The following is a 14,075-nucleotide window of genomic DNA, read 5'->3' as shown; positions in this document are numbered from 1 at the left end:
TCCTATTACCTCCATGACCGGTTCCTGTTCCATTCTGCCTGCTCTCATAGAACTGGGTGAGTTTCAATACTGCGCCAACGAGGGCAATATGGGAGATTTGCTCATTGACATGGCCACACGGCAGTTTTTCCGCCGCCATCACCTGCCGGTGAGGCATGGGTCCCATCACCATGTGGTGTATGGCGGGGGAGGACGGTTTGTGCCTTTTTATGGATCCCTTGAAGTTCAAGCGGCCAAGTTAACCTCCGCCCGGGTGGAACGCTGCATCATTCTCCCTCACAGCTTTTACCAGGTGGATTCCTTCATCCACGTTCTGGATGAACGTCATCTGGTTTTCTGCCGGGAACAACGCTCACTGGAGTATTGCCGCTCCCTGAATGAAAGGGCGCAGTTTCTTCCGGCAGACGACATGGCGCTTCACTTCTGCCCGGATTATTCTCCACCTCCTGATCCGGAAGAGAGGGGAGCTCCTCATTGCCTGAAACCGTGGGCTGTTTCTCTCATGGGAAAAATCCGGAAGGCTGTGCGGGAATCCTCTTTCCCTGCATTCCGGGAAAATTACTGGCAGCGGGGGGCTTTTCTGCCGCGCCGGGGCAAGGAGAGCGCTCTGCCTGCAGAATTGGTCCTGGGGCAGGATATTTCCGATCTCTGGAGTGGCACGGGTGACGGCTCCCCGGAGCAGGTTTTCCTGATACGGGGTCTGCTCACTGTGTTGTCCGGATTGGACATCGTCATTTCAGACCGCCTGCACATCTGCATTGCAGGCCTGTTTGCCGGATGCCGGGTATACTTTCTGGACAACAATTACGGAAAACTCTCCGGCGTTTATCGGCAATCCCTGTTGGAGCATCCCCGCGCGCATCTGCTTCATCATTCGGAATTCTCCGGACTTTTTCCCGAGATATTTTCTCTTGTCCGCAAATAGTCCGTTTCCGTCCATAAGCCCCCCCTCCAGGGAAAAGGCATGGACAGGAGATGTGATTCCGGAGGCCCTGCATCGTGCGCAGCCCATTCAACAATGAATTTCTTCTGAAAAAACGAGCGGCAAACTCATTCAGAAGCTGATTTCTCCTACCGTTAACTCAATAACAAACAAATAAAAAACTAAACACATGTTTACATCAAACAAGAATGTCGGACGCGTTATTTACGAGAAGTCCGACAGTTACAGCAAATCCGAAAACGCCACCTCAGGAGATGTTTTGTCTCCCGTCAGTGATTCTTTCATCGTTCCGGAAGGAGGGGCTACCGCCAAGGCAAGCCTCACCGTGGACGACTGGGGCAAGCTCTCCATTTACGGTCCCGGAGGAACATTTGAGCTTGATCTGACGTCTGCTGCCGCTGATCCCGGAGAGATGGGCGGCCATCAGGAGTGGTCCAAGACCGACTCCTTTAAGCTCATTCCCGGGGAATACACGCTCACGGTAACGCATGAAAATGCCGACTTGCCTTCTGGCGAACCCAACAAATCCGTATGTATTTACTCTGTAATAGTGACGGCCTATGAAGAAGATTCCGGTTTAGCACCATCGTCATCAAGTAGTTCTTCAAATGACGGATATGATTGGAGCACTTCCTCCGGTGGTGGGGAGATTTCTTCCTCTAGCTCGGGAGAAGATATATCATCATCTTCTTCGTCTGAGTCGTTCTCGTCTTCGAACAACAGCAGTTCATCGTCCAGCTCAAGCAGGAGTTCGTCGTCCAGTTCGAGCAGCAGTTCATCGTCCAGTTCGAGCAGCAGTTCATCGTCCAGTTCGAGCAGCAGTTCATCGTCCAGTTCGAGCAGCAGTTCATCGTCCAGCTCGAGCAGCAGTTCATCGTCCAGCTCAAGCAGGAGTTCGTCGTCCAGTTCGAGCAGCAGTTCATCGTCCAGCATCAGCAACTCTTCCTCATCCAGCGACACACCGCCGGAAGATAAGGAAATCTGCTGCAAATGCGGTTCCTGTACTGATTCGGAAGGCAATGAATATACCATTGCTACGGAAAAATTACCAGATGATCCCAGTAAGAAAATTTGCATGCCTCTGTCCGAATTCCAGAAGATGGGGGGCTCCCCCTCCCCCACTCCTGCTGCCTTTGGCTTTCGTTCCGCAAAAGCCGCCAGTGAGACAGTGGAAGCCTGCGGGGGATTGAAATATGTAAGTCCCTGGGCATGGCGTGCAAGTCTGGAAGGAACATCCGGTCTCATCACCATCGTGCCTCCCACGGGTGCTGCCCTTTACTTCAACATTCACCCAGGTTCTGATGTGGCAAAGCCTGTGGGTATCTCCCGCAAGCGTGATTTCCGTGTGCAGTTGTTGAATGAAGAGCTTAATCCCTGCACGACAAGCAATCCTGCTTTCCTGACCTTGGTGGATGCCGATGGACAGAAAGTGCGTTTCTCCGCTGAAACCGGCGCTGTCGTCAGTATGGCCTCCGCTTCCGGCAACGTGGTCCATGCTGACGATTACTTCCAGAGTGTGAAAAATACCTATGATGGTGCGGGCAACCTGGTGAGCAGTTATACCGCCGTGGAAGGCTTGATGCGCACCCGCACCGGGGAGGCCGGCGCCCTCGTCATGGAATGGTATGCTCCCTCTGCCGTTACGGTGCTTGAAGACGGCGGTTATGAAGTTTCGGGCTCTCCCTACAAAACTTCTTCCTATAAATCCTATGAATCGGAAGGTGTGCATACGACCGTGATCACGCGTCAGCAGCGTGGGCTCCCGGCACATACCATTACCCGCAGGGAAGAACCCGGTAAAGTCACTATCACCAAGGGAACGGGAGACGACACCATCATCCGTACCATTGAAACCAATCGGCTCTACGGAGGGATGGTGGAACGCATTGAATTCGTTAAGGGCATCAACGATGTAGAACCTGTCTCCTGCAACCGTTCCGTGAAGCAATACACGGATGGCGGCTGGTTGACGGTGAGTGAAACGGAGGCCTTCAGGACACCTCTTGCACGTATTACCACCTATGAATACAACAGTGAATACCATGTCTCCCGCGTCAACCGCCCGGATGGCGGCTACACGCGCTACGAATATGACGACGAAGGCCGTGTAATTCTGAAAGCGGAACCTTGGGCTGGCGGGAAGGAAAAGATTATTCGTACCACTTATGCCGACAAGCGTTTTTATGACAATCGCCCTGTTCGGGTGACAAAGTCCTACCTCCAGGCCAACAGTGTGGAAGTCACGTTGAGTACTGAAGTGTATGAATATGAAGACTCACCTCTCGTGGAAAAGGTTACTAAAACTGTTACTGCTGTCGGTTCAAGCCAGAAGCAGATAAGTATGGAAGAAACCTACGGAGAAGCTGCTGCCTATCCCTATGCCGCCGGGAGAATGAAGTTCACGCAGAACATGGCCGGGATACAGGCCTGGTATGAATATGAAGCGGCAGAGGAATATGGCGCCGCTCACAAATGTACCATTATCACGAAGGTTAATGCTGAACTTGTTCCCGGGCAGAGTACGAAGGAAGAAAGTTTCATAGCATCCGACGATACCGTCATTTCTGAACGGAAATTCATCTGGGATGGCCATGTATGGCTCCTTCTTTCAAGAACCTCCTTTGAATACGATGAAGAGCGCCGCTGTATCAAAACCACACACGGCAATGGCCGCATCAGTACGGCTACGTGGATGTGCTGCGGCAAGCTCTCGGAAACCGATGAAGATGGGGTCATTACTAACTATGGTTACAATTCAGCCCATCAGCTTGTGGAAACCATTCGTTCGGAAGTACATGATGGAGATACGGTAGTCACTCCGGAAACTATCCTCACCTATATTCGTGATGCGGCCGACCGCATTCTGCAGACGCGTCGGGATGTTGGCCCCATGACCACTATGGAAAGCAACGAATACGACGCCCTTGGACGAACCATTTCCCAAACGGATACCCTGGGGCGAATGACCACGACGGTATATAGCGACAATGGATTGACGAAAACCGTCACCACTCCTGCTGGGGCTGTCTTTGTCACGGAAAGACACCTCGATGGCTCCGTACTCCATGACTACGGTACGGGACAGCGAGAACTCTACCGTGCATATGACATTTATAATAATTGTCTTAGGGAAACCGTTGCGTTGGCGGACAAGTCCAGCATTGTTTCCCAGACCCTTGTCAACGGTTTTGGCCAAAGCGTCGTACAAATGACGCCTACTCCTGTAGGTTTCCTGTATGATCGTTCTGAATACAATGAAAAGGGACGGCTCATCCGTACGCAACGGGATTCTGGTACGTATGAAAGCGCCGTATTCATGGCGCCTACGCTCTACGAATACGACTCCTTTGGCAACGTTACCAGACAGGCCCTGGCTTTAGTGGAAGACCCGGGACCGACCAACTCTCCCGTGCAGAAATATTCCTATAGTGTAGAAAACACGGACGAAGGGGTTTTCCAGGTGACGGTGATAACGCGTTATAATATCCAGGGAGCGCCTTTGACCTCCATCAGCAAACAGCTCATTTCCCGGATGTCTTCTTTGTTGGTATCAAAATCAGTCAGCATCAATGAACGCAACTTGACTTCCACGGAATGGGAGGAGTATGCTGAAAATACGAAAAGAATCCAAAAGAGCGTCGTTCCTGACTCTAACATCACGGCTGAAGCAGTGATTGTAGATGGGATCGTGCTCTCACAGAAGGATCACGCAGGAGTAATTTTTACGGCAAGCCGGAGCTATACGGTTACAGGAATGATCCTTACGCAAACGGATGCAAGAGGCAATATAACTACGACGCAGACTGACATCGCAGGCCGTAAAGTTTTAGTCACAAATGCTGCAGGCAACGGTACTGGTTTCATGTACGGCCAACCTCTCGATCAACCAACCACGGTTACCGGTTCCTTGGGCAACACCGTCAACTATCGTTACGACGATCGCGGTCGTAAGGCTGCGGAATGGGGGACGGCCGTTCAACCTGCTCTCTTTGACTATGACTCCATGGACCGTCTAGTCTCTTTGACGACTTTCCGGGTCGGCTCGGAAACGGTATCCAGCGATCCCGGAGGGAGAACCGATGGCGACACTACTATCTGGACTTACCATGAGACTTCCGGATTGGAAATCTCCAAGAGCTATGCCAATGGAACACATGTAGATAAAACCTACAATGTTCTCGGGCTGCCGGAGCGTCTTTGCAATGCGAGGGGGATGAGTGAAATCCGCGAATACGACACCCTCACGGGGCAACTGACCAGGGTGTCCTTCAGTGATGGCTCTACTCCCAGTCAAACCTATACGTACAATCATCTCGGCCAGCTCACTCAAGTAACTGATGCCGCCGGAACGCGAACCATCGGCTACAATGAATACGGCGAGCAGAAAACCGACAGCCTGGCAGCCGGAGGCAAAACCCACCTGATTACGGAAACGCGTGACCAACTGGGACGCAGTACCGGCTACACTTATGCCAAGGATGGAATTGTGGAACAAAACGTTTTCACCGGCTATGCAGATAATGGACGCATCGCTACCGCAGGTTTCCTGCACGGAGGTAAAGGAAAAGAATTCGGTTTTTCCTATCTTGAAGGAACCAACCTTCTGCAGACACTCACGAAGCCAAATGGAATAACGTTCACACAGAGCTATGAAGAAAAGCGTGATCTGGTCGCGGGCATGTACTACAAAAAAGGAAGCACGGCTATTGTAGGAAGGAAATACACCTATGACGTCCTGGGGCGCCCCCTCACACGGAGCACTTCCCGTCAAGGGACCGTGACGAATGACAGCTTCGTTTACAATACCCGCAGTGAACTGGCAGCGGCAACTGTGGATGGAGGAAATTATTCTTACGATTACGACAACATAGGCAATCGCAAGAATGCTGAAGAAGAGACGAAGGAACTTATTTATGGTTCTAACAATATCAACCAGTACACGTCCATTCAGGAAAGAGAAGGAGAAGCCTTTATTCCTGCCTTTGACGCCGACGGAAATCAGACGCTGGTGAAAACTTCTACCGGTACGTGGAAAGTAGTTTACAACGCGGAAAATCGTCCCGTGACTTTCACGAAGACGGAAGAGAACATGGTAACGGTCGTTACCTGCACTTACGACTTCATGGGACGCCGTGCCACGAAGAAGGAGGAAGTCATTACTGCCAGCCAATCCGGAGAAAGAACGGTTTTGGTAACTCTTCATCAGCGTTACATTTACCGGAGATATCTCCAAATCGCCTGTTGTGATCTGACTAGCTTTTCTCATCCCTGCCTGTGGCTGATCACATGGGATCCAGCGGAGCCAGTATCTACCCGGCCCCTGGCTATTCAGAAGGACGATGCGTGGTCTACCTACGGTCTTGATTTTACCAAAAATGTATGGGAAATCTTCAACGCCGAGGGTTCAATATCCATGACCTACAGTTATGAGCCCTATGGGGCAGTGACAGTAGAAGGAGACGTGAGGCAGCCTATCCAATGGAGCAGCGAGCATTTCGATGATGAGCTTGGTCTCGTCTATTATAATTACCGTTACTATAATTCTAGCAATGGAAGATGGGTTAATCGTGATCCTATTGGAGAAGTCGATGATAGGAATTTATACAAGTTTGCTCAAAATAATAGTATTAAAATTATTGATTTACGAGGTCTTCAAGGGGGAATGCGTGTTCCTTTTCCAATAGGTGGATATCCTGTGGAAATAAGTCCTGAATGGATAGTTGCAATCGTTAATTTTGGAAAATGGGTAAAAGGTATTTTACCTCCAGAAACGTATTATGAAGAAGGTAGTATGGAAGTAAATTCCATTAAAAAATCTGTAATAGGTAAAGACATTAGAGAATATTTTTTAGATAAAAATAAAAAATCCAAATACTGTCAGGATTGGGAACCAATATCTAATATAGCGATAATGTTTCCTCGATATCAATCTTTTTATTCTTTTGATAATTTTATTAAAGAATTCGGAAGATTTTTTATGAGTTTGCCAGATGGTATTGTTACATTCGTTGCCACTGTTCGAGGAGACGTTTCTATTGAAACTATTCAGGAGAACGGGGAATGTTTCATCTCGGCTTCTTATAAAGTTACTAATGTAACATCCTTCACTTCATTTGCTTATCATATGGCTCCAAAGGATTTTCCACCGGGAGAAGCTATGGGAAACTGGACTCAATATTATCAGTGGAAAGAAAAAATTAAATGTAGAAGCAAGTTGCCATATGATGATGAAATGGATGATTTAATGAATGAATTCCCATATAATATTGATGAAAATATGAAACTTCCTGACAATCCATTCTTTTTTCCTGTTCTATGAATAATATTTATAGAATTGATGTAACAAAATATATATTTTAATTGTAATCTTATGTTATAAATTATGGAGTTCCTAATTTCTTCTGTATTGATATTTTCAATTTTATTACCTTCTTTTTTTGCCGCTATATCTAAAAGTCAGGACATGATTCTTGTATGGAGAATAGTAGCTGTATTTTTTGGATTGCCATACTTATGTTTAATTTCATATGTAGTGTGGTACTATTCCGGATATTTATTCAGCATTTTTTCAGGAATTCTATTCTTATTTATTTTATATCATATTCAAACAATAATTAGATTTTTATTGAGAATTGCTAAAAAAATTATTTATCCTTTAATAAGATATATAAAAGTATTAATTAAAAAAGATTTTTAGTTGAATCTTAACTTTTGTAAATTATTGATATATGGATATTTTTGGCTTAATTTTTCAAGATGAAATAAATCAATATGTATTAGGAAAGAGGATGATCAATGGATCTATATTAAGAAAAGATGGTTCCATTTGCGGTCACTATTCGATGGAGGCATTTCATCAAAATTGTCATCTAAAGGTATCCATAGAATCTTCTCAACTTCAAGTCAATATACAAAAATCATTGGGAAATCCCACTAAAGGAATAAATAAACTCTTTATGCCATGGGGTAAAGGAAGCATTATTCTCAATGGGAAAGATGTTGCTCAATATACTTCTCATGGAGAGATCCAGTTCAAAAATCCTCAATTAGGTTTTCTGAAGGTTGTTCAGGATGATAGCGCCCGTAGGTTTTTATGGGCCAGGGCTTATGGATGTTCCTATAGTGATTCAAGTAAATTTAGAAATCATCGCCAAACGTTGCTTATGAGCAATGATGCTGTGTTTGGTTCGTTTTGCGGATACTACCAACGTTCTCCTTTTTTCAATGAGAATGATAAAAATATCATTGCTAACATGCCTTCAGAAAAACAATGGTGTATTTTTTCTTTATGCCTCATATGGAATGTAATAAGACCAATGGAAGGATTTTTACAGGATGAAATGACTCCTTCTTATAATTGTTTAGGAGATCCCATTCCAGATATTCCTTCGTTTGTGATATTAGAAAAGAATGGAGAGAAAATACTCTCCATAGCACCGGAAGATGTTAAAGGGAAAGTATCTAATCGTGATAAATTTCTTCAATTTATCAATCGTAATTGCCAATGGTATCTTGGTATTCCTCTCCTCTTGTTATTGTATGCTTTTTTGAAAGATTGTTATGAGTTTTTTGTTTTAAACATGAATGATATTCCTATCGGCAGACTATGGGTAACAGGTATACTATGTCTTTTAGTCTTTATTTTATATTGGAGGTTTGCTTTTAATCATAGTTCTTCGAAACATTATAGATTTTCTCTAAAAAATTAGGGTCTACAAGATTGAGGAAATGCCCAAATATAATAGGTTTTATCCTGAATATATAACTTAATGGGATTAAGATTTGAATCCTCACTCACCTCCGGCAAGTGATCACTTGCCGGAGGTTTTAATTTGAACTTTACATGTTCCGGAAATAGGTGTTAACGCCATACCAGATATTCGTTTCACACTAATGGACTGGAGAAGCGGTAATAAAACGGCATTATAAAACTCAAATTCCTGAGAATGCAAATTTATCATTGATCGCATAATTTCTTTGAAGTCATGAAAGGTCGCGTATAACAATGCTGGCCCTGTAGAGAAGGATACAGGTATGAATGATTTTTCGAAATGAAGTTTCTAATAAAAAATACCTCAAAAATTATCTTGATAGTATTCATAACGCCAAAAAGACGCAATGGAGGATTTTTGGAACTGGACGTACCCTGCCTATGTACAGTTGCAATACGTAATCCTGCTACAGTCTACGCCTCTGTCTAAAATTTAACAGAGTCGAAAGTGTCCATTAGACACTGTTCCGATAGAATAAGAAAAAGATTAAACAGTTTTTTCTTCTTTTCTTACCATTAAAAGGTGAATAAAGGCTGCCGTACAGATAGCTAGGCTGGTGGAACATCCCATCCAGGTGGAGAGCAGAAACGAATACAGAGCAGCAAGGAGTTCAGTAACCATAAAAAAATAACTAAAGAACTTTTCTATTTTCAGGCAAGTTTTTTTCGTTCTGCGAACAAACGGTATTTTTATTCTGAGTAAAAATGAAAAATTATAAAATCCAGCGTAAAAAAAGAGAGAGAAAACAGGAAACAGAACTAAGGCGAAATATATTTCTTGAGGAAGTGGTATGGGAAGATTTGTATTAAAGAGGAAAAGGTATTTTTAGTTTTCTGCTACATTTGAAAATAGCTGTTGATGAAGAATCGCTCAAAGCTGATTATTTTGGAAACAGGAAGTTCAATAAGCGTATAAAAGAAAACCCTGTAAGCATTGAGCTTGCAGGGTTTATTTATTGGTACCGCCGGTGGGACTCGAACCCACACTCTTTTGGAACTCGATTTTGAGTCGAGCGCGTCTACCATTCCGCCACGACGGCACGTGAAGTGGAAGAATTAAGCGGCAAGAGGGTCTCGGAGTCAAGAATTTACTGTGAAATATAGGGGCCTGCCGAAAAAAAACGGAGGGAATCCGTGGTGGATTCCCTCCGGAATGTTTCCGAATGGAAAGGAACTTTTAGAATGAGTAGCGCACGGTGGCGTTAACGCTCTGGTTGGTCATGTGTTTCCTCTGTTCCAGATGGTAGAAGGCTCCGGCGCTCCAGGCGCTGGAGATGACCCAGTTCAGGCCCGCATGGACGATCAGGGCGTGGCGTCCCGGATGGACGCCGTCCACCCGGAAGGGCGTGCCGAAGGCGTCCGTTTTCACGGAAGCGTTGCGGCGGGAGACGTCTCCGGCGTAGGCCACCGTTACCTGCGGCAGCAGGTACTGGCCCTTGCCGACGGTGATTTGCTTCTGCCAGGTGAGTCCGGCGGGGACACTCCAGTTCTGCACGGAGCCGTCCCGGTACCAGGCGGTGCCGGCATCGGAATGTTCCCCGATGACACCCTGGGAACCGTGCAGGAATTCAATGCCAGCGAAGGGTTTCAGCACATCCGTGCTGCTCAGGCGGATGTTCCAGGTTCCCTTCAGGCCGAAGCCGTATACGTCATCATTCCAGGATGCGGTGGTGGGGCTGCTGCCCAGCGTGCCATCTACGTCGTTGTCCATGTTGCCATAGGTGAAGTAGCCGTCAATGTCCAGGCTGTTTCCACGGCGCAGGTCGCGATGGTAGCGCTGGTAGAGCGCCAGCATCAGTCCATCCTGGTCCGCCTTGAATTGCTTGTCCGCGGAGTGGAAGGAACCGAAGGTCTGGCCGAAGGCCGCTCCGGATATCCAGTTTTTCGTCCAGGCGTAGTCCATGCCCACGGCATAGCCGCCGCCCTTGTAGTCAAAGCCGGAGGCTCCCGTGGTGGAGGAGACGTTCATGAAGTCCCCCAGCCCGGAGAACCAGATGTTACGCGCTCCCGGTCCGCGGAAGTCCAGTTGGGAAGCCGCCGTATGGGCGAAGCTGTCCACCACCCGGACGGAGGACCACAGCGTGTTGGCGATGCGGGAGGCTTCCTCTCCGCGCAGGGCTTTCACGGCATTGATGTTGATCTTGCCGTTGAAGATCAGGTGCAGGCCGTCGTCGGAAACCGTGAAGCCGATGTCCGTGACCAGGTCCGTGCGCCCCTTCAGCGTGGGGTCGATGCTGGTGAGGTCCCACAGGGATCCGTCCGGATCAATGACGGTGTCCGGGTCCAGGTTAACCAGGGACAGGGAGAAGATTTGTTCCTTGCTGAAGAGCAAGTTGTCTCCGATGACCACATTGACGTGCGCTCCATCCACATAGTAGGAGGAAGAGACGTTTATTTGGGAATAGGTGTCCGCTCCGGTATGGGCGGCATTGGCGGCCGTCGTCCCGTTCACGATGAACGTGAGTTCCTGCACTCCTCCCCACGCGTTCAGGCCTCCTTCATAGTTGTGGTAACCTGCGGAGGATCCGGTGCCGATCATGATTTCACTGCCGTAATAGGTAACCTCTCCCTTGAACGTGCCGGACCCGGATACGGTGGAACCATTGTTGGTATCCACGTCGGACAAGACGGTGGAGCCGTTCAGCACCAGGTGTCCCGGATTTGCCGCGCGTGTGAATGCCTGTCCCAGCTGGAGGGTTCCGCCTGCCACACCCAGGCTGGCGCCCCTGCCGTCCAGAACGAGGGTGGCGTTATTGCTGATAACGATGTTTTCCGCTGCATAGGAACCTGTGGCTACCACCGTCATGCCTTCCCCCGTGACGTTGAGGTTTTTGAAGGCGCCTCCATTGGCGGCGGAGGCGCTGTAGCCTACCGTGCCGGAGTGTTCCCAGTTCAGGGTCTGTTCCTTTTCATCACTGGCTGCCAGTGTCAAATGACCGGACGTGCCGCTGATGGAGCCGGAGGAGATGACGGCGTCTGACTGGCTCAGATCCGCCTCCCCGCCTTCCAGCACGATGCCGTGCTCCGGCAGGTTTTCTCCAATGATGACCTTGGATCCTTCCCCCACATAGATGCTTTCTCCGGGGTTGACGACGATGGGTTTGCCTTCACCCAGGAATACCTGGCCCTGAAGACGGTAGCTCATGTGGTAGTTTTCCAGTTGGAAGTCCTGCACCTTGGAGCCGTACATGGCCTTGATACCGTCCTTGATCTGGTCCAGCGTGACGACCCAGGCGGAATCCGTGGTGTTGAGCACCGTAGCGCCCACCGTGGCGTTTTGCGCCAGGTCCAGATTTACGTTTAGGCCGTCAAAGCCCACTTCCAGGGCAGTTCCCGCCGCATTCTGCACCAGGGTACCGTTGAGCAGCGTCATGCCTTCCGCAATGGTGAGCGTGCCATTGCCGGACAGAGTGCCCATGTTGTTAATGACGGCTCCTTCACGGAGAATCTGGGAGTTGCCTGTCAGGGTGGCGGCGGAGCCGTAGCCCACGTTGAGCCGGTTGAGCAGCCCGGCGGCTTTTTCCGTGGAGATGGTCCAGTTTGCCTTGTTGTCCGTACTGCCCACATTGAGCGTGACGGAGGAATGGTGGGTGGACGTGTCGGACTTGTTGGTGTTGACGGTTGTCTGCACCGTGTAGTCAAATAGTCCCGGGTCGGCTTCCGTGCCGGAGAGCAGCGTGATAGTGTCCGCGGAGCCCTCTTTGCCGGATCCGCCCAGCTCCCAGATGCCGCTGATGGAAGCACCTGCATGGACGGTGATGTTGTCTGTCGTGTTTTCCGTGTAGAAACCGGAGCCCGTAGTGCCGCCGCTGTACAGGGCATAGGCCATTCCGTCAGCTCCCGTTGCCGCAGCCTGGAGGATGCCGGTGGAACCGATGGTCGTCGTGATGCCAGCTCCGCCCATCAGGGCTGCTGCCGTATTCCCGGCAGTTGCCGCGCTGACGGTTCCATTGATGGTTCCTGTGGACAGGGAGAATTCCGCTAGCAGGCCATAGGCTGCCGCAGTTCCCGTGGAGGTTCCGGAAATGGTGCCGTTGATGTCTCCAACAGTTACGGAACCGGTGGAGCTTGCTCCTGCGGCGGTTCCGGCCATGGCGTTCGCCCGGATGGCGCCGTTCACATTGCCGAGGGTGATGTTGGAGTGAGTCTGGCTGCCGGATTCCTCCCCGGCATAAATGCCATAGGCATCCGTGCCGTTGGTGGTGGCGGTGATGGTTCCCGTTGCTCCCATGGCGCCCAGTGTGATGTTTTCCCTGGCTTCAATGCCGATGGCGGAAAAATCCTCGCTTGTATCGCCGGAGCCGGAGGTTGCCGTAATTTGCCCGTCAAGCCGGGAGATGTTCACCTGTCCGTAGTTGGACTGGATGCCCCTGGCGCCATAGCCGTCGTTTGTCACTGCGGAAATGGTGCCTGTAGAGGAGAAGGTGCCGATGTTGACGTCCTTGTAACGCGGACCCTGGTAGTCCATGGTGTTTCCGTAGGCATACAGGCCTCTGGCATAGTTTCCCGTGCCCAGCTCCACGGAGATTTTGCCTGCCATCGTGCCGATGTCCAGCCGTCCCTGATAGGCATAGATGCCGTTGGAGGAGAAATTGGCCGTGATGGAGATGAGGGCGTCTTCCGTGATCGTTCTGATGGAGAGGATTTTCCCGTAGCTCCGGATGCCGGTGGCATTCGTATTTGCTGCGGAGATGTTGAAGGTTCCTGCCAGGGTGCCGATGTCCAGATTGACTCCGGAGGAGGTGTCAATGCCAAAGGCGTTGTTTCTCGTGGAGGAGACATTGAATACGGCGTCCCCGGCAATCGCGTCAATGCTGAGGGTTCCGGATTTTCCCCAGATTCCGCGCACATTGCTGGAACCCGTCACGTTAAATGTGGCGGAGACCGTTCCCAGGCCCGCGTCTGAGGCTGTTCTGGCTACCGTGGCGTCATAAACGCCGGTCAGGTTTTCCTTGGAAGTATCCTGGGCATGGACCGTTCCCAGCATGCCGAGGCAGGCCAGGGTCATAGCCACAGCCTGCATCCGGTGCCTGGCGTGGCACGGTGTTTTTCCAGGAGTGTTGAACATTCCGGACTTCAAGGAGGCCGGACCATCATAGTCTGCTCCGTTCAAGCGGAGCGTATTGGATGAATGCATGTGTATGGTCTGAATGCCGGAATACTCGCCGGCGGTTCATAAAATACTTCGAGGCTGGCGATCTGGCTCATTGCAGGTTTTTAAGCCGTGCAATATACAGTGGCGGTACCGCTCCGGATTCACACCGGATTCCCCATTTATTTCCTGCCCGTACCACGGGCTTCCCGGAAGCGCCTCCCGTAAATCATGAAGGCCCGGCCAACATACCACAGGGGCACGGCACG

Annotated in this window: 5 protein-coding genes, 1 tRNA gene and 1 riboswitch; of the genes, 3 read left to right on the top strand and 3 right to left on the bottom strand. The window is 49.5% G+C overall.

From position 1 onward, the window contains the following. Window positions 1-13: 13 nt before the first annotated feature. A complete protein-coding gene (locus tag CXU21_RS03550) occupies window positions 14-925 on the top strand; it encodes a polysaccharide pyruvyl transferase family protein (RefSeq protein ID WP_102725077.1) in 912 nt (303 codons plus the stop codon). A gap of 576 nt (window positions 926-1,501) precedes the next feature. Here CXU21_RS03550 and CXU21_RS12315 read toward each other — a convergent pair. Then, a complete protein-coding gene (locus CXU21_RS12315) occupies window positions 1,502-2,020 on the bottom strand; it encodes a hypothetical protein (RefSeq protein ID WP_180972612.1) in 519 nt (172 codons plus the stop codon). On the opposite strand from CXU21_RS12315, the gene CXU21_RS03545 reads away from it, so the two are divergent. Continuing rightward, window positions 2,019-7,262 (top strand): RHS repeat domain-containing protein, encoded by a 5,244-nt coding sequence (locus CXU21_RS03545; protein ID WP_180972611.1) that lies wholly within the window; start codon window positions 2,019-2,021, stop codon window positions 7,260-7,262. The genes CXU21_RS12315 and CXU21_RS03545 overlap by 2 nt on opposite strands. A 409-nt stretch (window positions 7,263-7,671) precedes the next feature. Then, the gene (locus CXU21_RS12095) at window positions 7,672-8,652 is read left to right on the top strand and encodes a hypothetical protein (protein WP_146016937.1); all 981 of its coding nucleotides are present in this window, start codon (window positions 7,672-7,674) and stop codon (window positions 8,650-8,652) included. Window positions 8,653-9,671: 1,019 nt separating this feature from the next. On the opposite strand, the gene CXU21_RS03540 is transcribed toward CXU21_RS12095, so the two are convergent. Next, a tRNA-Leu gene (locus CXU21_RS03540) sits at window positions 9,672-9,754 on the bottom strand. Window positions 9,755-9,891: 137 nt separating this feature from the next. Continuing rightward, window positions 9,892-13,782: an autotransporter outer membrane beta-barrel domain-containing protein gene (locus tag CXU21_RS03535; protein ID WP_180972610.1), complete on the bottom strand. Its 3,891-nt coding sequence runs from the start codon at window positions 13,780-13,782 to the stop codon at window positions 9,892-9,894. 104 nt (window positions 13,783-13,886) lie between these two features. After that, a riboswitch (cobalamin riboswitch) is annotated at window positions 13,887-14,044 on the bottom strand. Between the last annotated feature and the right edge of the window lie 31 nt (window positions 14,045-14,075).

The organism is Akkermansia muciniphila (assembly GCF_002884975.1).
Lineage (GTDB): Bacteria > Verrucomicrobiota > Verrucomicrobiia > Verrucomicrobiales > Akkermansiaceae > Akkermansia > Akkermansia muciniphila_C.
Note: the sequence above shows the minus strand (reverse complement) of the source record. Positions and strands in the feature narration are given on the sequence as shown.